At 59.6% G+C, this 22,285-nt stretch carries 22 protein-coding genes and 1 pseudogene; 16 read left to right on the top strand and 7 right to left on the bottom strand.

Going from position 1 to position 22,285, the window contains the following annotated elements; translation table 11 throughout:
* Positions 1-18: 18 nt before the first annotated feature.
* The 4 genes from E3O56_RS12660 to E3O56_RS12645 are packed head-to-tail and all read right to left on the bottom strand — an operon-like array spanning position 19 to position 4,469.
* Positions 19-1,251: an MFS transporter gene (locus E3O56_RS12660; protein ID WP_005786751.1), complete on the bottom strand. Its 1,233-nt coding sequence runs from the start codon at positions 1,249-1,251 to the stop codon at positions 19-21.
* The gene (locus tag E3O56_RS12655) at positions 1,248-1,964 is read right to left on the bottom strand and encodes a 2OG-Fe dioxygenase family protein (protein WP_103735451.1); all 717 of its coding nucleotides are present in this window, start codon (positions 1,962-1,964) and stop codon (positions 1,248-1,250) included. The genes E3O56_RS12660 and E3O56_RS12655 overlap by 4 nt, the downstream gene beginning before the upstream one ends.
* A 4-nt stretch (positions 1,965-1,968) precedes the next feature.
* The gene (locus E3O56_RS12650; RefSeq protein WP_103735452.1) at positions 1,969-3,336 is read right to left on the bottom strand and encodes an ATP-grasp domain-containing protein; all 1,368 of its coding nucleotides are present in this window, start codon (positions 3,334-3,336) and stop codon (positions 1,969-1,971) included.
* Entirely contained in the window at positions 3,333-4,469 is a 1,137-nt protein-coding gene (locus E3O56_RS12645; RefSeq protein ID WP_248128368.1) for a radical SAM protein, read from the bottom strand. Before E3O56_RS12645 ends, E3O56_RS12650 begins: the two co-directional genes overlap by 4 nt.
* Positions 4,470-5,251: 782 nt before the next feature.
* On the opposite strand from E3O56_RS12645, the gene E3O56_RS12640 reads away from it, so the two are divergent.
* Genes E3O56_RS12640 through E3O56_RS12605 form a run of 8 tightly spaced genes read left to right on the top strand, consistent with a single transcriptional unit; the run spans position 5,252 to position 11,405 of the window.
* The gene (locus E3O56_RS12640; RefSeq protein ID WP_032876963.1) at positions 5,252-6,454 is read left to right on the top strand and encodes a PepSY domain-containing protein; all 1,203 of its coding nucleotides are present in this window, start codon (positions 5,252-5,254) and stop codon (positions 6,452-6,454) included.
* Positions 6,451-6,987: a thiamine pyrophosphate-binding protein gene (locus tag E3O56_RS12635; protein ID WP_078820799.1), complete on the top strand. Its 537-nt coding sequence runs from the start codon at positions 6,451-6,453 to the stop codon at positions 6,985-6,987. Before E3O56_RS12640 ends, E3O56_RS12635 begins: the two co-directional genes overlap by 4 nt.
* A complete protein-coding gene (locus tag E3O56_RS12630) occupies positions 6,984-7,307 on the top strand; it encodes a hypothetical protein (protein ID WP_005786738.1) in 324 nt (107 codons plus the stop codon). The genes E3O56_RS12635 and E3O56_RS12630 overlap by 4 nt, the downstream gene beginning before the upstream one ends.
* Positions 7,304-7,864, top strand: a complete 561-nt coding sequence (locus E3O56_RS12625; RefSeq protein ID WP_032876971.1) for a DUF6162 family protein — start codon at positions 7,304-7,306, stop codon at positions 7,862-7,864. The genes E3O56_RS12630 and E3O56_RS12625 overlap by 4 nt, the downstream gene beginning before the upstream one ends.
* A gap of 19 nt (positions 7,865-7,883) precedes the next feature.
* Entirely contained in the window at positions 7,884-8,804 is a 921-nt protein-coding gene (locus E3O56_RS12620; RefSeq protein WP_032876974.1) for a metal ABC transporter substrate-binding protein, read from the top strand.
* Positions 8,801-9,547, top strand: coding sequence for a metal ABC transporter ATP-binding protein (locus tag E3O56_RS12615; protein WP_005786733.1), 747 nt, complete (start codon positions 8,801-8,803; stop codon positions 9,545-9,547). The genes E3O56_RS12620 and E3O56_RS12615 overlap by 4 nt, the downstream gene beginning before the upstream one ends.
* Positions 9,544-10,443 (top strand): metal ABC transporter permease, encoded by a 900-nt coding sequence (locus tag E3O56_RS12610; protein WP_005786732.1) that lies wholly within the window; start codon positions 9,544-9,546, stop codon positions 10,441-10,443. Before E3O56_RS12615 ends, E3O56_RS12610 begins: the two co-directional genes overlap by 4 nt.
* Positions 10,443-11,405: a zinc ABC transporter substrate-binding protein gene (locus E3O56_RS12605; protein WP_103735454.1), complete on the top strand. Its 963-nt coding sequence runs from the start codon at positions 10,443-10,445 to the stop codon at positions 11,403-11,405. The genes E3O56_RS12610 and E3O56_RS12605 overlap by 1 nt, the downstream gene beginning before the upstream one ends.
* On the opposite strand, the gene E3O56_RS12600 is transcribed toward E3O56_RS12605, so the two are convergent.
* Positions 11,386-12,111 carry a UTRA domain-containing protein gene (locus E3O56_RS12600; protein ID WP_032876981.1) on the bottom strand — a complete coding sequence of 242 codons (726 nt, stop codon included), beginning with the start codon at positions 12,109-12,111 and terminating at the stop codon, positions 11,386-11,388. The genes E3O56_RS12605 and E3O56_RS12600 overlap by 20 nt on opposite strands.
* Positions 12,112-12,462: 351 nt before the next feature.
* Here E3O56_RS12600 and E3O56_RS12595 point away from each other — a divergent pair, with 351 nt between their 5' ends.
* The 8 genes and pseudogenes from E3O56_RS12595 to E3O56_RS12560 form a co-directional block, all read left to right on the top strand.
* The gene (locus E3O56_RS12595) at positions 12,463-13,539 is read left to right on the top strand and encodes an ABC transporter substrate-binding protein (RefSeq protein WP_005786727.1); all 1,077 of its coding nucleotides are present in this window, start codon (positions 12,463-12,465) and stop codon (positions 13,537-13,539) included.
* A 179-nt stretch (positions 13,540-13,718) separates the two neighbouring features.
* On the top strand, positions 13,719-14,525 hold the full coding sequence (locus E3O56_RS12590; RefSeq protein ID WP_103735455.1) for an alkaline phosphatase family protein: 807 nt from the start codon (positions 13,719-13,721) through the stop codon (positions 14,523-14,525).
* 5 nt (positions 14,526-14,530) lie between these two features.
* The gene (locus tag E3O56_RS12585; protein ID WP_177464543.1) at positions 14,531-15,367 is read left to right on the top strand and encodes an ABC transporter permease subunit; all 837 of its coding nucleotides are present in this window, start codon (positions 14,531-14,533) and stop codon (positions 15,365-15,367) included.
* Positions 15,354-16,154, top strand: coding sequence for an ABC transporter permease (locus E3O56_RS12580; RefSeq protein ID WP_032876990.1), 801 nt, complete (start codon positions 15,354-15,356; stop codon positions 16,152-16,154). Before E3O56_RS12585 ends, E3O56_RS12580 begins: the two co-directional genes overlap by 14 nt.
* Positions 16,151-17,140 (top strand): ABC transporter ATP-binding protein, encoded by a 990-nt coding sequence (locus E3O56_RS12575; protein ID WP_248128367.1) that lies wholly within the window; start codon positions 16,151-16,153, stop codon positions 17,138-17,140. Before E3O56_RS12580 ends, E3O56_RS12575 begins: the two co-directional genes overlap by 4 nt.
* A 33-nt stretch (positions 17,141-17,173) precedes the next feature.
* Positions 17,174-17,827, top strand: a complete 654-nt coding sequence (locus E3O56_RS12570) for an HAD family hydrolase (RefSeq protein ID WP_032876994.1) — start codon at positions 17,174-17,176, stop codon at positions 17,825-17,827.
* Between the two features lie 360 nt (positions 17,828-18,187).
* On the top strand, positions 18,188-20,269 hold the full coding sequence (locus tag E3O56_RS12565; RefSeq protein WP_228309648.1) for a carboxy terminal-processing peptidase: 2,082 nt from the start codon (positions 18,188-18,190) through the stop codon (positions 20,267-20,269).
* Positions 20,270-20,450: 181 nt separating this feature from the next.
* A pseudogene (locus E3O56_RS12560) lies at positions 20,451-21,491 on the top strand (GGDEF domain-containing protein); the annotation flags it as partial.
* On the opposite strand, the gene E3O56_RS12555 reads toward E3O56_RS12560, so the two are convergent.
* Together E3O56_RS12555 and E3O56_RS12550 are read right to left on the bottom strand one after the other, a co-directional pair.
* On the bottom strand, positions 21,488-21,859 hold the full coding sequence (locus E3O56_RS12555) for a hypothetical protein (RefSeq protein WP_005786715.1): 372 nt from the start codon (positions 21,857-21,859) through the stop codon (positions 21,488-21,490). The pseudogene E3O56_RS12560 and the gene E3O56_RS12555 sit on opposite strands and share 4 nt — an antisense overlap.
* A complete protein-coding gene (locus E3O56_RS12550) occupies positions 21,856-22,194 on the bottom strand; it encodes a helix-turn-helix transcriptional regulator (RefSeq protein WP_103735457.1) in 339 nt (112 codons plus the stop codon). Before E3O56_RS12550 ends, E3O56_RS12555 begins: the two co-directional genes overlap by 4 nt.
* Positions 22,195-22,285: the final 91 nt, after the last annotated feature.

Here is a 22,285-nt window from a genome sequence, read left to right as displayed (position 1 = left end):
TGTGGAGTCTGGAACACTTCAAGGGTTTGTCGATCTGACACCCCGGTACGCATTGCGCCCCAGCCATATCGTCATGACCAACAAGGCGGTCAATGGCAGCCCATGGAACAACACGATCACCTGGGCCGGCGTCCACGTCACATAGAACGGCCCGACCACCAGCATGCCCACGCCAAAACCGGCCATCTGGATCAGGGTCAAGAGGCTGAACAGCGGCAAGCGCAAGCTATCGGGCTCGCTTTGCGCACGGGAGATCAACGCCACCTCGGACAATCCATCGCCCAGCCCTGCCCACACCACCAGCAACAGCGCCAGCCACAGTTCGGTCTGCTGGAATGTCAGGATAAAGCCGCTGGACATCAACGCCACACCGAGCATGAACAAGCGCTCCATGCCTTGGGTGCCACGACCTTTCAACACTGCACTGGCGATGCGCGCGCCAACAAACTTGCCACAGGCCCACACGGCCAGCAGATAGCCCATGACCGTCTTGGCCGTGTCCGGTGAAATGTACTGCGACAGCACTGGCCAGCCGACGTTATGGGCCGCGCTGCCAAGGGTGTCGAGCATGCTGATCAGCAACATCGCGGCCAGCACCGGCGCACCGCGCAACCCCTTGGTCAGCTCGTGCCATTCGGCGGCCAGCCCGCGATGCGCGGCAACAGCAACGCTAAACAACGCGCGCAAGGGCAAGACCAGGCAAGCGGCAATCACATAGGTGCCGATGTTGACGGCAAACACCGCTTCAAATCCGCCCGTGGCGATCAGCAAGCCGGAGAGCAAACTGCCGAAGACCGCGCCGGTGGCGGCCGCCGAGGTGATCCATGCATTGGTATTCACCCGCTGCTCCAGCGCGACCCAGGTGGGCAACTGACTGTTGAGGCCAATGGCAAACAGCGAATTGCACAGGCCGATACCGAAGGCGATAAAGGGAAGAAGGGTGAGTTGATGGGCCGGTAACAACACCAGCAGCGGCGTCAGCAACAGCGCCCGGGCCAGGTCCAACCCCGCCAACGTCCCACGCCCGGCAAACCGCCGAAAAAACGGGATGCCAAACAGGCTGGCGACAATCCCGCCGGTGACCCGGCACGCCAGGAAAATGCTGACAAACACTACGCTCTGGCTGAGCCAGTACACATAAGTGGACAACGCCACCATGTTGAGGAACGCGCCAAAATCCGACACACCGCGAGCAAAGATGATCAGGCGAGCGTTGCGGGTCGACAGATTCAGTTGTTGATCGTGGCTCATGCAGGCTGTGCCTCCTCGACACTGCGCAGGCTTACCAAGAGCACATCGCGCCAGGCCGGTGCCGTCTCCACCCGCGGTCGCACCTCCCCGGCCCGATGGTAGAACCCACGGTCGTTGATCACGATAGTCTCCAGAAATTTCTCCATCGGCAGTTGCAGCAGCCGGCTGTGCTCCGTTTCGTCGGCAAACACCTCCGACACCACCGGCACCGTGTTGCATTCGCCAATAAAGTGCATGAACACCCAATCCAGGCCGTCCTGGTGAATCCCCGAAGTGGTCGGGCTGCTTGATGGCCCATCCGCCCGCACCCGGAACTGATGGATATCGATCGTATAAGTCTGTTCGCCCAGGTGCGGGGCAATCACTGCAAGGTCCGTCGCCAGCAGCTTCTGCATGAGTGGGTGCTCGATAAAGCCCTCCTCGCTATAGCTCAGGTGGTTCACGCCCTGGCGATAGTTCACCGCGTAGGTGACCGGCGATTTGAACGCCGTATTCCTGTCGATCTGCAATTGCCGTGACGGTAACAGACGATAGCGCAAGATGCGCCGTTCGCGGTGGGTGTAAGTCCTGAACGCCTCGTCGCGCACCAGGTTATCCCAATACGCGCGAAAGCTTTGCTCCTCACCCGGTTCAACTTTGACCAGTTCGCGAAAGTCCGGGCGATGACAGAAGTGATGTTCGCGCAAAAGCGCCGAAATCTGAGGGATGTCCATATCGCTATCCTGCAACCGGTGGATCGATGAGGATGCGCAGGTGTTGCTGCAACGCATCGTGCAAGGCATGAGCGTCGGCGGCATTGCCAACCTGGGCCCAGCATTTGAGCAAATAATGCTCCTCGATATCCGCGTCAATGTAGTGGCCGGGGTCCTGCGGGGCATATTCCAGCACCGAGCGGTGTTGGTCCAGGAACTGCAGGCCGTCAATGCCCCTGAAAAGGCCACTGTGCTGCGGATAAATCGCCAGCATCGCGTAGTGTTGCCCCGCCTCGGCGATCTTATGTGCGCCGGCCTCCAACTGTGCATTGATGCCCTTCTCGCCCAACAACAATCCCATGTACAACTGATAAGGATCGACACCGGCCAAGTCGCGGAACGCCGAGTTCACATACAGTCCGCCCAGGCGCGGGTTGATCTCGATGACCACCGGCCCTGCGTCCGTCATGCGAAACTCGAAATGCACCACAGCGTTGGTCAGGCCCACCGCGTGCAGGCAGTCCACCGCGTACTGGCGGATCTGCTCACACTGGGCCTGGCTGAACGACGTCGGCGGGGAAATCAGCAGGTTCTCAAGGACGGTGCCGCTGCGCTCGGTCAGTAGCAGTTTTTCATTGATCAGCAGCGGATGGACACGCTCGCCGGCAATCACACATTCCACACTGCCTTCGATGCCAGGAATATAACCTTCCAACAGAATGCTGCGCCCTGGCAGGTATTCACGCCGCAGCCCACCCTCAGGCGGCAGGGCGTGCGCACAGCCGTAGAAGTCCGCATAAGCGGCGGCGCCATGATCACTCACGAAATGCCGATAGTGGCTACGTAGCTCCTCCCAGTTCGAGCATTTTTTGATAAACGCCGAAGCCCCGCCAAAGGGCGGTTTGGCGATCAGTGGATAGCCCACGCGCTCGGCGCTTTGCTGGAGTTCCTGTTCGTTGTTGCACAGCACGAACGGTACCGAACGCAACTCATGCTGTTTCAACACGCGGCGCATCAAGAACTTGTTATTGCACGCCGCAATCGCCTCTGGGTGGCTGTAGACCAAGCCCAACCGCTGACACGCCTGCGCAACGATACAGCCCACCTCCCCTTGTGCGGACGGGTGCCCGGCCTGGCAGAAAATCCCCCGCACCTGATAACGCCCGTCCAACTGTCCGACCAACTCCAGGATGGACTGCTCACTGAGCGTTTCGAGCAGGAACACTTCGTCACTGTCGTCCCTGAGTCGTTGCAGGTGCTTGCGCCCCGCCACGGCGGCCGTCAAACACGCCAAGCCGTGGGCGCGGGCCACCGTGAAATGCGGTTCCCGGTAGCGGTAGCGAGCGCAAGCGCTGTCATCCACATCAATAAACAGAATCGCACCCTGTTTCATACCGCATCCTGCCAACTGCACCATTGGCCCTCCCAGTTGCGAAAACGGTAAGTACGCTGCCCATCGCGAACTTCAAAATGCGGTAAGTCTTCAGGTTTTTCAAAGTCCAACAACGGCACGGTGAACTTGCCTTGTGCGTGAGGAAGTACATATTCGGGCAGGGCAATATTGGATACGCGGCGTTTGAGCCGATCCATTATGACGATGGCTTGGCTGATCGAGGCCTTATACTCTGAAGCACCGGGTGAAAACGGCATGAAGTGATATAAGTAATAGGGCTTTACGCCCAGACGATAAAGATCAATGAATAATTTATGCAACGTCGCTTCATCATCATTCACGCCACGCAACAGCGGCATGTTAGAGAATACTATCGGCACCACGCCCTGAATCCGTTTAACCGCGAGGGCAAAATCAGCACTGAGTTCAAGCGGGTGGCAGACATGCACACCAAATGCATTGACTTTGTACTTGTGCAGCATCGCCACCAACTCATCGGTCACGCGAAACGGGTTGAAACTCAACGCCCGCGAATGAATGCGTATCAGCAGGTCATCACGAATGCCGCGCAATACGGCCAACATCTCCTCAAGCTTGCGGTCGGCCAGCATCAGTGGGTCACCGCCACTGAGAATCACCTCTTCAATCGCCGGGTTAGCGCGAATGTACTCCACCGAATCCTTGAACGAGTCGGTGTTGGCGTTAGCTTTGTCGGTGCCCACCTGCAGCGTGCGCAGCGCCTCGAAACAGAACTGGCAATAGGCATTGCAGGTGTTGGTGGTGCGCAGGATCACGCGGTTGTCGTACTTGTGCTGGCAGATGGGCGTCTTCATCTCATGATTGAGTTCCCAGTTTTCGGAACTGCCGTCGTAGTCGCCCTGCACCTGTTCGCTCCAATACGGTACTACCTGGCGCCACAGTGGGTGGTCCATCACCTCGCCGGTGGTGAGTGAACGCTTGATCAAATCAATGTAGTAAGGCGTGATCTGCATCTTGCGATCTTGCAAGTTGTGCTCGATATGCGCCGTTGTGGCCTCGCCCCATCCACCGCAGGCATTGCGCAGTGCAGGTTCATCGCGGATGGCATTCTTCTGCTGCCAACGCCAGTCTTGCCACTGAACTGAACGATGCATGGCTTGATCAAAAATCGACATGAGTTTGAACTCTCTGTTAAGGCATAGGGACGCGTACTTTTCCAGCGCAGGAAAAGTATTATTCGCAACAATGACAACCGACGGGCAGGCGACAGACCACGATCAAGTAACTAATTTGATCACCGGCACCAGAGAGATAAAACAGTTCGCCACGTGATGGCGCGAATAAACGACTAGCACGGTCATGCAATCAACTTCCTTTTTATAATATTTCGACTTCCAAGTCCGCACCCACTAAAGCCGATACCCGCCAATGTGTCAATACAATAAACTTGTAATTTGTCTGGAATTAACCTGCCCCCGCGCCAACACCCTTTAATGACAAGGGGGGGCTTTCGTTCAAGCCAAGCTATTTGAAAAACAAATAATACTGAAAGCAACGCGCGCCGCTGTTATAGAGAGCGTTATTTCTACTTATATAACTACGTAGCCGCACTTCCGCTGAGCCAGGGGTTGGGCGCGAGGCAGTGGCGCTCAAATGCATGGCTGATGACGAAATCACCCAGCGGCATGATCACGTCCCTGGAGGTCAGGCCCGGCCTCACGCAAGCCGCTGAACGCTTGCAGGCTGGTGTATTGCGTGTTCGATCAGCTCTCAAATGCGGCCTGAATGTGAACCTGAAACATTTTCTTTCATATGCGCCTTAGGGATTTCTCATTCTCATTCGTCTTAATTTAGATACAGCCCGTCGCGTCAGCAAAAGCTACGACTGGCCTTTTCCGGGCTTTCATTGCCCCCTTCGCTCAAGACCCTCATTCATATGTCGAAGAAGTCACGCTCCAAACTCTGGTTTCTCGTACATAGCTGGCTGGCGTTGCCCATCTGGTTCTTTGTACTGATCGTCTGTGTCACCGGCACCCTGGCCGTGGTGAGCCAGGAAATCGTGTGGCTGGCCAACCCGGATATCCGTGCGAGCAAGCCGTCGGATGACGCCCAGCCACTGAGCTTTGACCAGGTGATCGCGGCCATCAAGCGCGATGAGCCCAAGGCAATCGTCCAGTCCATCATTCGCCCGGATGAGTCGCACTTCGCCCTGAGCGTCGGCCTCAGCTACCCGGATGGGCGCTCGGTGGACGTCTACGCCAACCCCTATACCGGAGCGATCCAGGGCATCAGCCCCTCGTTCAACTTCCAGCAATTTACCCGCGCGCTGCATGGCTGGTGGCTGGTGCCGTTCACCAATGGGTACAGCTGGGGCTGGTACCTGGTATCCGCGCTGGGCTTGCCACTGCTTGCCTCGCTGATCACCGGGCTGGTGGTGTACAAACGCTTCTGGAAAGGTTTCCTGCGCCCTACCCTGCGTATCCGACACGGTGCGCGGATCTTCTGGGGCGACTTTCACCGCCTGAGCGGCATCTGGTCCATCTGGTTTATCGCGGTCATTTCAATCACCGGCACCTGGTTCCTGATCGAGGCGGCCTTGAGCGACAACCAGATATCCATTTCCAGTGAGCCCATCGTGCCGGTGATTGCCCGTGAAAAGGTGCCATTGTCGGCGTCGGGCGTCCCGGCACCGATGATCCCTATCGATAAGGCCATCGACATCGCCGCCGAAAAAATCCCGGGGCTGGACGCCAGCTTTGTGTTCATGCCAAGCAACGCGTACAGCCACCTGCAAATCGGCGGGCGCGGCTGGTACCCGTTGATGTTCCAGACCGCGCAACTGAACCCCTATGACGGTGAAATTGCTGTCTCGAACCTGTTGTCCGACCGCACCCCCCTGGAGTTCGTCACCGAGTCGATGCGCCCGCTGCACACAGGTGACTTCGGCGGTTTGTGGATCAAGTTGATCTGGGCCTTCTTCGGCCTGGTGCTGAGCATGATGGTATTGAGCGGCTTGCTGATCTGGACCAAGCGCACGGCCCTGGCCACCCTCAATGCCCTCAAGCGCGAAGCCAAGACGCAACGTCAGCCCGCTTCTATCCCGGCCATGCACGCCAAAACCTCGGAGGCACAGCGATGAGCAAGGTCGCGACCGTACCGCCATCCCCCCTGCGCGCCTTCTGGCTGAAATGGCGTTTTCACATCAATGTTCTGCTGTTGCTGATACCGCTGGGGTTCATGCCCAAGTACTTCGCCGACGCCGCGCTGTTTCGCGGGGATGCCGGCATCGGCGAGCGCGTAGCCGGGCAAGTGCAAGTCGGACCCTGGAGCCTGACCCTGGCCGAGTTCCGCAATGAAGGCCCGAGCCCGAACCCGGCCGGGCCGATGAAATTCTTCAACGCCGCCCTGTGTGACACCTGCGCCAACGAAGTCAAGGCCACCTACCTGCGTATCGGTAAACCCCGCAGCCTGCGGGCCGCCGGGGTGATCTTCTTCGGTACGCCATACCGTATGGGCGCCGCCCTGCCGGTGCCAGAACGCACACCAGTGGACGCCGAAGTCTGGGTGACCATGGAAGGCTGGGACGGCAGCATGCACCAGGGTTCCATCCCGCTGAACCAGGCTTCGCCTGCCACCATTGCCTGGCTGAACAAGCAAGGAGTCAAACCATGACGTTCAAGCGCCTGACCCGCGCCGCACTGTTACTGTGCGCCGGCTTGAGTACCACCGCCTTTGCCCACAACCCGATGTGCGAATGCAAGGAAATCCCCGGCGAGCAGATCCAGTGCAAAGGCGGCTTTTCCGACGGCAGTGGCGCACCCGGCGTGACGCTGGATGTGATCGGCTACGACGAAACCATCCTGGTGCCCGGCAAGCTCGGTGAAGATTCGACCCTGACCTTCAAGAAGCCCGCAGCCGAGTTCTATGTGCTGTTTGATGCAGGCCCCGGCCACGTGGTGGAAATCGACCAAGCGGATATCCAGGCGCAATGAGTACTACACAGGTTGTACGCCCCGCCGGTGCCGGCCATGAAACGCTCTATGTGCTGCTGCTGTGCCTGATCATCCTGGCGGTGGCGGGCACGGTCGTGGCGCTGCACGGTGAAACCCAGGAAATTGCGGCGGTGCCAAGCCACCAGTTGGACGCCCGCCGTGACCTGAGCGCCGCCGAGCAAGGCATCTACGCCGACCTGCGGGTGACTCTGGATGAAATCCACTTGTTGCAGCAGGAGCAAAGCGCCCTGCCGACACCTGAGCAACTGGCCGACGAAGGCTTCGCCCCCTTTGCCCAGGATGCCAGCTCGGTCAGCCGTGGTGGCCATCGCTGGCAGTTACTCCCCTCGGCCGCCTACCTGGGCTTGAGCCAGGCACCGGCCACCAGCGGCTCGCTGCTGATGCGCGTGCAGGGCGACGAGCCGGATATCTGGCTCAACCGCAGCGTCAATCTTGCCGCCCCCTCCGACCTCACTGACCAGGCACTGATCGCAGCCGGCTGGCAGCAAGTGGTTGCGCAATTCGATGCCGGCGTGACCCGCCAGCATCGTCACTGAACGAGAAGACCGATTGCCCATGTCTATTTCATCGCCCCTGTTGCGCCTGTTACTGGTCAGCTTTCTCAGCCTGCTGCTCGCTCCCCTGGCGAATGCCGAAGCAGCTAAACGCCTGCGTATCGGCATCACCCTCCACCCCTACTACAGCTACGTGGCCAATATCGTCGGCGACAAGGCTGAAGTGGTACCGCTGATCCCGGCCGGCTTCAATCCACACGCCTACGAGCCCCGCGCCGACGACATCAAGCGCATCGGCACTCTGGACGTGATCGTGCTCAATGGGGTTGGCCATGACGACTTCGCCGACCGCATGATCGCCACCAGCGAGCGCCCGGACATCAAGGTGATCGAGGCCAACGCCAACGTGCCGCTGCTGGCGGCCACCGGCAATGCCGCGCGCGGTGCGGGCAAGGTGGTCAACCCGCACACCTTCCTGTCGATCAGTGCATCGATTGCCCAGGTCAACAACATCGCCCGCGAGTTGGGCAAGCTCGACCCGGACAACGCCAAAACCTACACCCAGAACGCCCGCACCTATGGCAAGCGCCTGCGCCAGATGCGCGCCGACGCCCTGGCCAAGTTGACCAGCGCCCCCAACCCGGACCTGCGCGTTGCCACGGTGCACGCAGCCTACGACTATCTGTTGCGCGAGTTCGGCCTGGAAGTCACCGCAGTGGTAGAACCGGCCCACGGTATCGAGCCAAGCCCCAGCCAGTTGAAGAAAACCATCGATGAACTGCGCGCCCTGGATGTGAAGGTGATCTTTTCGGAGATGGATTTCCCGTCCACCTACGTCGAGACCATCCAGCGTGAATCCGGGGTCAAGCTGTACCCGCTGTCGCATATTTCCTATGGCGACTACAGCGCTGAAAAATACGAAGTGGAAATGACCGGTAACCTCAACACTGTGGTCCGCGCAATCCAGGAGTCAGGGGCATGACCGCCGCCCAACAACTGAACGCCGTCAGCGTCGGCCCGACCCTGAACTTCGACCAGGTCTCGCTGACCCTGGGGCGCACCGTGATCCTCGACGACGTGAGTTTCCAGGTACAGCCAGGCAGCATCCATGCGCTGGTCGGTCCGAATGGCGGCGGCAAAAGCTCGCTGATCAAGACCCTGCTCGGCCAAACGCCCCACCAGGGCCGTTTAAGCCTGGAGTGGCCGGCCGCGCCCGGCACCATTGGCTACGTGCCTCAGGCGCTGGAGTTCGACCGCGGCCTGCCGATGACCGTCGACGATTTCATGGCTGCCATGTGCCAACGGCGGCCTGCGTTCCTTGGCCTGTCCCGGCATTACGCAGCGGCGATCGGTGACGCACTTGAGCGCGTCGGCATGCACGACAAACGCAAGCGTCGCATGGGCGCGTTGTCCGGCGGTGAACGCCAGCGCGTGCTGCTGGCCCAGGGCCTGATCCCTGCACCGCAATTGCTGGTGCTGGACGAACCCATGTCGGCCCTTGATGAAGCCGGCATCCAGGTGTTCGAACGGCTGCTCAATGATTGGCGCCTGGCCGGGATCACCGTGCTGTGGATCGAGCACGACCTGGAAGCCGTCGGCCGCCTGGCTGACCGTGTCACCGGCCTGAACCGTCGCGTGCTGTTCGACGCCACGCCAAAAGAGGCGCTGACCCCGGACCGCCTGCTGACCCTGTTCTCCACTCACCCGCGGAGCCCGGCACAATGAGTTATGAAGCCTTTCGCTTGATGGTCCAGGGCTGGGCGTCTTCCGGTTACCTGCCGGAAGCCCTGGCCTACGGGTTTGTGGTCAACGCCCTGCTCGCTGGCTTGCTGATCGGCCCGGTGCTGGGCGGCCTGGGCACGCTGGTGGTGGTCAAGCGCTTTGCGTTTTTCTCCGAAGCGGTCGGCCATGCTGCGCTGACCGGCGTGGCCGTGGGCATCCTGCTGGGCGAACCCTACACCGGGCCCTATGGCAGCCTGTTCGGCTACTGCCTGCTGTTCGGCATCCTGCTCAACTATCTGCGCAATCGTACCGGCCTGGCGCCGGATACCTTGATCGGCGTGTTCCTGTCGGTGTCGCTGGCGCTGGGCGCCAGCCTGCTGCTGATCCTGGCCGGCAAGATCAACGTGCATATCCTCGAAAACGTTTTGTTTGGCTCGGTACTGACGGTCAACGGCAATGACTTGCTGGTACTGGCAATCGTCGGTTCGCTGGTCATGGCCCTGGCATTGCCGCTGTACAACCGCATCATGCTCGCCAGCTTCAACCCGCAACTGGCGGCGGTGCGCGGTGTGGCGGTGAAGACGTTGGACTACCTGTTCGTAATCCTGGTGACGCTGATCACCGTGGCTGCGGTCAAGGTGATCGGCGCGATCCTGGTCGGTGCGCTGCTGGTGATCCCTGCCGCCGCGGCGCGCCTGTTGAGTCAATCGCTCAAGGGCTTTTTCTGGGTCTCGGTGCTGATCGCCACTGTGAGTACCCTGTGCGGCATCCTGCTGCCGATCATCTTCGACCTGCCGATCCCGTCCGGCGCTGCAATCATTCTGGTTGCCGGTATCGCCTTCGCCTTCGCCGCCATCGCTCGCGGCACCGTGCCCAGCCTCAAAGGGAATCTTGGATAATGCGCCCTGTCTTTCGCCCAATGGCCCTGGCCATCGCTTGCTTGATCAGTACATCGGCACTGGCTGCCGTTGATGGTTTTGACCCGAAGGAATTCAAGGCCAATCACGGCCTCGGCCATGCCGCGCTGACCAAGGCCAAGTCGGTAAAACCGGTCAAGGTGCTGGCCTCGCTGCCCATTACCTACGGTTTGGCCGAAGTGCTGCTCAAGGATACCGACGTGCAACTTGAACGCGCCGCGCCAGCCAACCTACCTGGCTCGCGGCAGGTGTCCTACTTCACCGGCCGCGGCGCGGCGGCACTCAACACCTTGGCGCAGGACGCCGACGCCGCCATCGGCTTGCGCTCGCTGTGGGCCGATGATCCGCTGTACCCCGTGGCACGGCGCAGCAATATCCGCATCGTTGAAGTGGACGCTGCACGCCCGGTGGACGGTGGCTTGCCGGGCATTGCGGTACAACCGGGTGTCACCGATGGCCTCAACAGCCAACCCTGGCAATCGAGCAACAATCTGGGCCGTATGGCCGATGTATTGGCCGCCGACCTGAGCCGCCTGGCGCCGGCTGTCAAACCCAAGATCGACGCTAACCTGGCCGCGCTCAAACAGCGTTTGCTCAAGCTCACCGCCGACAGCGAGGCGCGCCTGGCCAAGGCCGATAACCTGAGTGTGGTCAGCTTGAGCGATCACTTTGCCTATTTGATCAGCAGCTTGAACCTGGAACTGGTCAGCACCGATGCTCGCCCAGACGCAGACTGGACGCCTGAAGCGCTGCAAAAACTCAGTGCGCAGCTCAAGGACAACGAAGTGGCGGTGGTGTTGCACCATCGTCAGCCGAGTGAAGTGGTAAAAGCAGCTGTCACTGCAGGTGGCTCCACACTGCTGGTGTTGAATGTGGACGGCGCCGAACCGGTGACAGAGTTGCAAACCAATGTGGATCAGGTGATCAAGGCGCTGACGCCATAACGTCTACCCCCACATGAATCGCATCATGGCGCCAGAACTCCAGGTCGCAGTCGATCAAACGCTGGTGCTGGTCATAGTTGACCCGGGCGATGCGCAAGCCCGGGCTGCCCACCGAGACGCGCAGCGCAGCGGCCGCTTCCACCGGCAGTGAGGTCGGCACAATCTCGAAACGCACCCGCCCGTAGTGCAAGTCATATTTGCTGGCATACAGCTCAGTCATCGACTGATTCAAATCACACGCCAGGATCCCCGGAAAATACTGCGGGTTCAGGTAGTGCTCCACGTACAACACCAGGCGTCCGTCAATCCTGCGGCCCCGGCAAATCTGGATCACGCTCGACAACGCCGGCAACTGCAACCACGCGCACACCGCCGCCGACGCCGGTTGCAAGCGTGCGGAAATGACCTGCGTGGAAGCCTCACGCCCCTGGTCGCTGACCATCGCGTGAAAGTGGCTGCGCTGCATCAGGTTATAGGCCAGCCGCGGTGGCGAGACGAACCAGCCCCGGCGCTCTTCGCGATAAATCTGTCCTTGGGCCTCCAGTTGTAACAAGGCTTCCCGCACGGTAATGCGGGTGGTACCAAACAACTCGCTGAGCTTGCGCTCGGCGGGCAATTTGCTGGCTGGCGGCAACAGGCCGTGGTCGATCTGCTCTTGCAGCGCCAGGCCGATGGAAGTTACCGCCTTGATTGCCTCATCCCGCATCAACTTTACCTATCTGGACTAGACCAGCACCGTTCAGGTGCACAAATCGCGCTCTATCTGGGCTTTTGCTGCTGCGAGCCAGCCTAGGCATTACAGATGACCGACAGATGACAGCCGGTATCCACCGCCTGCACCACACCCTGCAATACATCGGCCAAGTCCAGGGCCTGCGGGCTGTTGGGCATGGTCTACGCTAAGTCTGAACTGAGCGACACCCGTGCTTCAAAAACGACATCGACATGAAACTGTCATCCATCGGGCCTAAATTGGCTCAGGTATTGCTGACCTAGACCACACCCTCGCCAACGTTCGTATAAGACGCCGCGTGTAAAACGCCCAAAGGAGCTTCGGATGAAACAGCTTTTCCTGGCATCACTGTTAGGCTCGACCATTGCCATGTGCACCGCCGCCATGGCCGCTGATACCGATCTAAAAACACTGGAAGCCGCCGCCAAGGCGGAAGGCGCCGTCAACAGCGTCGGCATGCCCGATGATTGGGCCAACTGGAAAGGCACCTGGGAAGACCTGGCCAAGACCTACGGCCTCAAGCACATCGACACCGACATGAGTTCGGCCCAGGAAATCGCCAAGTTCAAAGCCGAAAAAGACAACGCCAGTGCCGATATCGGTGACGTGGGCGCAGCCTTCGGCCCGATCGCGGTGAAGCAGGAAGTCACCCAGCCATACAAACCCTCCACCTGGGCGCAGGTTCCGGATTGGGCAAAAGACAAGGACGGTCACTGGGCCCTGGCCTATACCGGCACCATCGCGTTTATCGTCAACAAAAAACTGCTGCACGGCTCCGAAGTCCCGACCAGTTGGGCCGACCTGCAAACCGGCAAATACAAGGTGTCGGTGGGTGATGTAAGCACCGCAGCCCAAGCCTCCAATGCGGTACTCGCCGCCGCTATCGCCAACAAGGGCGACGAGAAAAACATCGCACCGGGCCTGCAGTTTTTCACCAGGATCGCCCAGCAAGGTCGCCTCTCACTGTCCAACCCGACCATCGCCACCATGGAAAAAGGCGAAGTCGAAGTTGGCATTGTCTGGGACTTCAACGGCCTGAGCTACAAAGCCAAGATGGCCAACCCGGATGACTACGTGGTGCTGATTCCATCGGATGGCTCGGTGAAATCGGGCTACACCACCATCATCAACAAATACGCCAAGCACCCGAACGCCGCCAAGCTGACCCGCGAATACATCTTCAGCGATGCAGGCCAACTCAACCTGGCCAAGGGCAATGCGCGTCCGATCCGTGCAGAAACCGACCTGAAGCTGCCGGCCGATATCGCCAAGAACCTGATCCCGGGCGAGCAATACACCAAGGCCAACCCGCAGCCGATCAAAGATGCCGATGCCTGGGAAGCGACGTCCAAGAAGCTTCCGCAGATGTGGAACGAGCAGGTCATCGTAGAGATGAAGTAATCGGTCTCTCTGATCGAAGTGCGGTCAGTGTGGGAGCTTGCTTGCCTGCGATAGCGGTCTGACATTCAACATTGGTGTCCACTGATACACCGCCATCGCAGGCAAGCCAGCTCCCACATTTGATCCGGTTTCAACCGAAAAAACGATATCTGCCCATCTGTCGCGGAGCCCCAGCCCCCATGAAGCACACTGTCATCCTTGTCGTGCTCGACGGCCTGAACTTCGAGGTCGCCCAGCACGCCATGGGACACTTGCAGGCCTACGTCGGCGCAGGACGCGCAGCCCTCTACAAACTGGAATGCGAACTGCCCGCCCTGTCCCGCCCGTTGTATGAATGCATCCTCACCGGCGTGCCACCGATTGACAGCGGCATTGTCCATAACAACGTCTCGCGCCTGTCCAACCAGCGCAGCATTTTCAATTACGCCACCGACGCCGGCTTGAGCACCGCTGCGGCGGCTTACCACTGGGTCAGCGAGTTGTATAACCGCACGCCCTTTCTCGCCGCCCGCGATCGTCACACCGACAACAAGGCACTGGCGATCCAGCACGGGCATTTCTACTGGACTGACCACTATCCGGATTCCCATCTGTTCGCCGATGCCGAGAGCCTGCGGCTCAAGCACGCGCCCAACTTTTTGCTGGTGCATCCGATGAATATCGACGATGCCGGCCACAAGCATGGCCTCGACACCGCGCAATACCGCAACAGCGCCCGTTCGGCCGACATTATCCTGGCCGACTACCTGCAAGGCTGGCTCGACGCCGGCTACCAGGTGCTGGTCACGGCCGACCACGGCATGAACAACGACCGCTCTCACAACGGCCTATTGCCGCAAGAGCGCGAAGTGCCGCTGTTTGTCCTCGGTGACGCCTTCAGCCTGGATGCTGACGCCGCGCCGAAACAAACCGATCTGTGCGGTACCGTCTGCGAGCTGCTTGGCGTGCCGCACGACAAACCGGTGTGCCGGGAGTTGCTCAAGTGAATTCGATGACCCGCGGCAAATGGCTGGCCCTGCTGTGCCTGGTGCCCTTCGCACTGTTCTTTATCGTGTTCGAGATCGCGCCGCTGGTATGGGTGCTGATCAACAGCCTGCAAACCGAAGAGGCCGGTTGGGGCCTGGAAAACTTCACACGGATCTTCAGTTCGAAGTTCTACCGGCAGGCGATTCAGTTCAGCCTGGAGATCAGTTTCTACTCCAGCATCTTCGGCATCGTCATCGCCACCTTGGGCAGTTATTCGTTGCGCCGGGTGGATTCGCCGCTGCGCAACTTCGTCACGGCCTTTGCCAACATGACCAGCAACTTCTCCGGCGTGCCCCTGGCCTTCGCGTTCATCATCCTGCTGGGCTTCAACGGCAGCATCACCATCATGCTCAAGCAGGCCGGGATCATTCAGGACTTCAACCTGTACTCCAAGACCGGCTTGATCATCCTCTACACCTACTTCCAGATTCCTCTTGGTGTGCTGTTGCTCTACCCGGCCTTTGATGCATTGCGCGAAGACTGGCGTGAGTCGGCTGCGCTGCTCGGCGCCAATGGCTGGCAGTTCTGGCGACATATCGGCTTGCCGGTGCTCACCCCTGCCCTGCTTGGCACTTTCGTAATCCTGTTGGCCAACGCCCTTGGCGCCTACGCCACGGTCTACGCCCTGACCACCGGCAACTTCAACGTGCTGCCGATCCGCATCGCGGGGCTGGTCTCTGGTGATGTGTCGCTGGACCCGAACATGGCCAGCGCCCTGGCCGTGGTACTGGTGGCGCTGATGACGGTGGTCACCGTGGTCCATCAACTGCTGCTCAAGAGGAGCTACCATGTCTCGCGCTGATGCCGGCCCGGCCTCCCTCTACCATCGGGTAGTGGTGTACCTGCTGTTCCTTATTCTGGTACTGCCGCTGATCGGCACCTTTGTCTACTCGATCTCCAGCAGTTGGTCGGCGACTATCCTGCCCGCCGGATTCAGCGTGAAATGGTACGTACAGCTGTGGAGCGACCCGCGCTTTCTGATGGCGTTCGGGCAATCGTTGCTGGTGTGTGTGGGCGCGTTGATCCTTTCGGTGGTATTGATTTTGCCGCTGCTGTTCGTGGTGCATTACCACTTTCCCAAGCTTGATGCGCTGATGAACATTCTGATTCTGCTGCCCTTCGCGGTGCCGCCGGTGGTGTCTTCAGTCGGTTTGCTGCAACTGTACGGTTCCGGGCCGTTGGCGATGGTGGGTACGCCGTGGATTCTGATCGGCTGCTACTTCACCGTGGCGCTGCCGTTCATGTACCGGGCGATCACCAACAACCTGCAAGCCATCAACCTGCGCGACCTGATGGACGCCTCGCAACTGCTCGGCGCCAGCACCTGGCAAGCGGCGATCCTGGTGGTGCTGCCTAACCTGCGCAAAGGCCTGATGGTGGCATTGCTGTTGTCGTTCTCGTTCCTGTTCGGTGAGTTCGTGTTCGCCAACATCCTCGTCGGCACGCGCTACGAGACCCTGCAGGTGTACCTCAACAACATGCGCAACAGCAGCGGCCACTTCACCAGTGCCGTTGTGATCTCCTATTTCTTCTTTGTGCTGGTGCTGACCTGGGCCGCCAATATCTTGAACAAGGACAAAAGCCAATGAGCTTCGTCAGCGTCCAACATCTGCAAAAAAGCTACACCGGCACGCCAGTGTTCAGCGATATCAACTGTGAAATCGCCAAGGGCGAGTTCGTCACCCTGCTCGGCCCGTCCGGTTGCGGCAAGTCCACCCTGCTGCGTTGCATCGCGGGGTTAACCTCGGTAGACAGCGGCACAATCCTGCTGGATGGGCAGGACATCGTGCCCCTGAGCCCGCAGAAACGTCAGATCGGCATGGTGTTCCAGAGCTACGCGCTGTTCCCCAACATGACCGTGGAGCAGAACGTCGCGTTCGGCCTGCGCATGCAAAAGGTCAACGCCGACGACAGCCACAAGCGCGTGCAGGAAGTGCTGCAATTGGTTGAGCTAACGGAACTGGCCGGCCGCTATCCGCACCAGATGTCCGGCGGCCAGTGCCAGCGCGTCGCCCTCGCCCGCTCCCTGGTGACCCGCCCGCGCCTGCTGTTGCTCGATGAACCGCTGTCGGCATTGGATGCACGTATTCGCAAGCACTTGCGCGAACAGATCCGCCAGATCCAGCGCGAACTGGGGCTGACCACGATTTTCGTGACCCATGACCAGGAAGAAGCCCTGACCATGTCCGACCGCATCTTTTTGATGAACCAGGGCAAGATCGTGCAGAGCGGCGATGCCGAAACCCTCTATACCGCCCCGGTGGATGTGTTTGCCGCCGGTTTTATCGGCAACTACAACCTGCTCGACGCCGACAAGGCCAGCCAGTTGTTGCAACGGCCAATCAACGGGCGCATTGCCATTCGCCCCGAGGCCATCGAGTTGAGCCGCAGCGGCGAGCTCGATGCGCTGGTGCGCAGCCACAGCTTGCTGGGTAACGTGATTCGCTACCGCATCGAAGCCCGTGGCGTGGAATTGGTGGTCGACGTGCTCAATCGCTCGGCCGACGACCTGCACCCGGACGGCCAGCGCCTGGCACTTTCCATCGACCCCAGCGCACTGTGTGAAGTAGCCTGACAGGCAGCAACCTATTGAGAGAGAACATGACGGATGGCATTGGTAATTTTTGATCTGGACGACACCCTGATCCACGGCGACTGCGCCACCCTGTGGAGCGAACAAATGGGCCGCCTGGGCTGGGTAGACCCTGAGTCGTTCATGCGCAGGAACAACGAATTGATGGACGCCTACAGCCGAGGCGAGTTGCGCATGGAAGACTTCATGGACTTCAGCCTGGAGCCGATGATCGGCCGCACCCCCGAAGAAATCGAGCATCTGGTGGAGCCGTGGGTTGAGGACGTGATCGAGCCGCTGATCTATAGCGACGCCACCAAGACCATCGCCCGCCACCGTGCGAATGGCGACCGGATCCTGGTGATTTCCGCCTCGGGCACTCACCTGGTCACGCCGATTGCGGCGCGTATCGGTATTGAAGAAGTGTTGGGGATTAACCTGGACGTCGGCCACGGCGTGTACAGCGGCAGCACCGTAGGCGTGCTGACCTATCGTGAAGGCAAGATCACGCGCCTGCTGGAATGGCTGGAGCAGGAAGGAGAAACGCTGGAGGGGGCGTATTTCTACTCGGATTCGCGCAATGACTTGCCGCTGCTGCTCAAGGTGGATCACCCGCAGGTAGTGAACCCGGACCCGGTGTTGCGCGCCCATGCCGAACAGGCCGGCTGGCCGATCCACCACTGGACCTGAATCAATAGAGATCAACCTGTGGGAGCTGGCTTGCCTGCGATAGCGGTGCAACAGTGAAGAATTCTTCATCTGGTGCACCGCTATCGCAGGCAAGCCAGCTCCACACTGACTGCATTTCAATCCAGGATTCGGTCAGGCTGTTGGCAATATGGACTACATCGAATGTAGGACTGGGTTCTTCTAACCCTCCACATGCCCCTCAACGCCTTGCAATGCTTTCACAGTGCCTCCATAGTGAGTCTGGACTGAGCCCGTAGCAGTAGCGTCGGGCTTTTTGCATTATGCGACCGGACCATATGGAACCGGCTCCCTCAAAGACGGCCTAATATGCGTTATCAATTGCCCCCGCGTCGAATCAGCATGAAGCATCTGTTCCCCAGTACCGCCCTCGCTTTTTTCATTGGTCTCGGCTTCGCGTCGATGTCGACCAATACGTTCGCAGCCAATAGCTGGGACAACCTTCAGCCTGATCGCGATGAGGTGATCGCCAGCCTTAACGTTGTCGAGTTGCTCAAGCGCCATCACTACAGCAAGCCGCCGCTGGACGACGCTCGCTCAGTAATCATCTACGACAGCTACCTCAAGCTGCTGGATCCGTCGCGCAGCTACTTCCTGGCCAGCGATATCGCTGAGTTCGACAAGTGGAAGACGCAGTTCGACGACTTCCTCAAAGGCGGCGACCTGCAGCCCGGCTTCACCATCTACAAGCGTTACCTGGACCGCGTCAAAGCGCGTCTGGACTTCGCCCTGGGTGAGCTGAACAAAGGTATCGACAAGCTCGACTTCACCCAGAAGGAAACCCTTCTGGTGGATCGCAAGGATGCCCCTTGGCTGACCAGCACGGCAGCGCTGGACGACCTGTGGCGCAAACGCGTCAAGGACGAAGTGCTGCGCTTGAAGATCGCCGGCAAAGAGCCCAAGGCCATTCAGGAACTGTTGACCAAGCGCTACAAAAATCAGTTGGCGCGCCTGGACCAGACCCGTGCCGAAGATATCTTCCAGGCCTACATCAACACCTTCGCGATGTCCTACGACCCGCATACCAATTATCTGTCGCCGGATAACGCGGAAAACTTTGATATCAACATGAGTCTGTCCCTGGAAGGCATTGGTGCCGTCCTGCAAAGCGACAATGACCAGGTCAAGATCGTACGTTTGGTACCGGCAGGTCCGGCGGACAAGACCAAGCAGGTCGCCCCGGCAGACAAGATCATTGGCGTGGCCCAGGCCGACAAAGAGATGGTCGATGTGGTCGGCTGGCGCCTGGACGAAGTGGTCAAGCTGATCCGTGGCCCCAAAGGCAGCGTGGTGCGCCTGGAAGTGATTCCGCACACCAACGCACCGAACGACCAGACCAGCAAGATCGTGTCAATCACCCGTGAAGCGGTGAAGCTCGAAGACCAGGCGGTGCAGAAGAAAGTCCTCAACCTCAAGCAGGATGGCAAGGACTACAAGCTGGGCGTGATTGAGATCCCGGCCTTCTACCTGGACTTCAAGGCGTTCCGTGCCGGTGACCCGGACTACAAGTCCACCACCCGCGACGTGAAGAAGATCCTGACGGAACTGCAGAAAGAAAAAGTCGACGGCGTGGTCATCGACCTGCGCAACAACGGCGGCGGCTCCCTGCAAGAAGCCACCGAGCTGACCAGCCTGTTTATCGACAAAGGCCCAACCGTGTTGGTCCGCAATGCTGATGGGCGTGTCGACGTGTTGGAAGACGAGAACCCGGGCGCCTTCTACAAGGGGCCGATGGCGTTGCTGGTCAACCGTCTCTCGGCCTCGGCTTCAGAGATTTTCGCCGGCGCCATGCAGGACTATCACCGTGCGCTGATCATCGGCGGCCAGACTTTCGGCAAGGGCACCGTGCAGACCATTCAGCCGCTGAACCATGGCGAGCTGAAACTGACGCTGGCCAAGTTCTACCGGGTTTCCGGGCAGAGCACCCAGCATCAGGGCGTGCTGCCGGATATCGATTTCCCGTCGATTATCGACACCAAGGAAATCGGCGAAAGCGCACTGCCTGAAGCCATGCCATGGGACACCATCCGCCCTGCGATCAAGCCGGCGTCGGATCCGTTCAAGCCGTTCCTGACGCAGTTGAAGGCAGACCACGACACCCGCTCTGCCAAGGATGCCGAGTTCGTGTTTATCCGCGACAAGCTGGCCCTGGCCAAGAAGCTGATGGAAGAGAAAACCGTCAGCCTCAACGAAGCGGATCGCCGTGCACAGCACTCCAGCATCGAGAATCAGCAATTGGTGCTGGAAAACACTCGCCGCAAAGCCAAGGGTGAAGATCCGCTCAAAGAGCTGAAGAAAGAAGATGAAGATGCCTTGCCGACCGAAGCGGATAAAACCAAACCGGAAGATGATGCCTACTTGGCCGAGACTGGCCGGATCCTCCTCGACTACCTGAAGATCACCAAGCAGGTGGCCAAGCAGTAAATGATGGCAATTTAATGTGACCGCTCCACGCAGTGTCATCATATAGACATCATTCTGTCGTGAAATGAAAGGACCGCAGGCTTAACGCCTGCGGTCCTTTTTTTTTCGATCGAGATCGCCATGACCGTGACCGAACCGCTGAATGCATTGGGCTCAATCCTGGCTCAAGGCAGTTTGCACACCGCAGGAAGCGCGCCTGATGTTGCCCAAGCCGGATAACGCCACGACTGCCCTCAGCGATGAAGGCAGTGACCTCAGCGCCCTGCTGAACGAACAGCCAGCGGTGGATCAAGACACCGCCACGGCTCAAGTGCTGGAAGCGTTCCATCACCAGGCTAATCTCAATTCACTGGCGGTGCTGGATGGCGGCGGTCGCCCGATTGGAATTGTGCACCGACACTCGCTGTCGGACGCGCTGCTCAAGCCGTTCGCGACCGACTTGTTTGCGCGCAAACCGATCAGCCGATTGATGAGCGATGATTTCCTGGCGGTGGAGTTGAGCCAGTCCTTGCAACAGGTCAGCCGTTTATTGACCAGCCGCGCACGGCAGCGCATCGAAGAAGATTTCATCATCACGTTGAACGGTGACTATCTGGGCCTGGGCCGGGTGATCGACGTGCTCAAGCTGATCACCGAACTGAAAATCCAGCAGGCGCGCTACGCCAACCCGCTGACTTTGCTGCCAGGCAACGTACCGATCCAGCAATGCCTGGCTCGGCTGTTGCAGCAACAGCGCGAGTCGCTGATCTGTTATGTGGATATCGACAGTTTCAAGCCGTTCAACGATATCTACGGCTACGGGCGTGGGGATGAAGTGCTGCTGTGCCTGGCGCAATGCCTGAACGACCAGGTAGACCCCAGCCGCGACTTTGTCGGGCATATTGGCGGCGATGACTTTTTGCTGGTGCTGGGCCCGCAGGATTGGCGCAAGCGGCTCAACCAGTTGCTGGACGACTTCCATACCCAATGCCGACGCTTTTACCGCGCCGAGCACGTGGATGCTGGTTGCTTCGTGTCACTCAACCGTCAGGGCGTGCGCCAGGAGTTCGCCTTGCTATCGCTGTCTATCGGTGTGGTGCATCTGTATCCACAGGCCTGTGCGCAACTCGATGCCAGCCAGTTGGCAGAACTGGCCTCGCAAGCCAAGCACCATGCCAAGGACGTGGCCGGCTACAGCATCCATGTGATCGACAGCCTGGACATGTACTCAGCAGCGCTTTAAGCCTCGGCGGACTCCGGGTATTCGTACTCGAACACCCGCACCACTTCCGAAGCGTGCCAGGAAGCAGCCGCCACGCCATCGGAGGGTCCACTGAAGCGCCCGAGACGCTCCACACACTCAAAGAACCCGGTACGTGGCAGGCGGCTGGCACCCTGGCTGATCACCAGGGAACTGCGCAGCGGCTGCTCGGCCTTGGCATCCAGCGCCGCCAGGTGCTCCAAAGCAGCCGCCAGGGTCTGCATGGCAGGCGTCGGAAATTGCAGGCGCTCAAGCAGCGCCCGGTACGTCAACAAATGGCGCTGGCGACGCGCCTGATCCAATTCGTTGAGCAACCCATCCCAGTGTTGACGGCTGATACGTAGGCTCAAGACTCATCCCTCCAACCTGCCACGCCCAATTCCCAGGCCAGGCTGCGGCGAATGGCGGCATCCGGCTGGCGTTCACCACTTTCAATCAAACCAAGGTACGAGGGGCTGATCCCCACCGTGCGTGCCAGGGTCTCGATAGCCAGGCCCTTGGCTTCACGCAGGCCGCGCAGGTCTGCGAGCGGTCGCAGGTCCTGGTCGATGGCGGCAGAGGCGGCAGGAGAAGAAGCGGGTGTAGGTGGCTGCTGACCGGCAGCTCTTAGCAGTGCCTGGTACTGGTCCCATGGCAACACCGCATATTCGGGTGCGCCATCGCGTGAAATGATCTGAATATCCATGACTGCCCCGTAGGATAAAAACACTTACTAAGTAAGTTCTTTCCTTAGAAGTGTAATCCTAACAGCCGCGAAGGTCGCGGGGGGATCCCCG

The sequence above is a fragment of the Pseudomonas sp. W2Aug9 genome (assembly GCF_023127755.1).
In the GTDB taxonomy this organism is placed as follows: Bacteria; Pseudomonadota; Gammaproteobacteria; order Pseudomonadales; family Pseudomonadaceae; genus Aquipseudomonas; species Aquipseudomonas synxantha_A.
The sequence above is the reverse complement of the archived record's forward strand: the minus strand, read 5'-3'. Positions and strand labels throughout refer to the sequence as shown.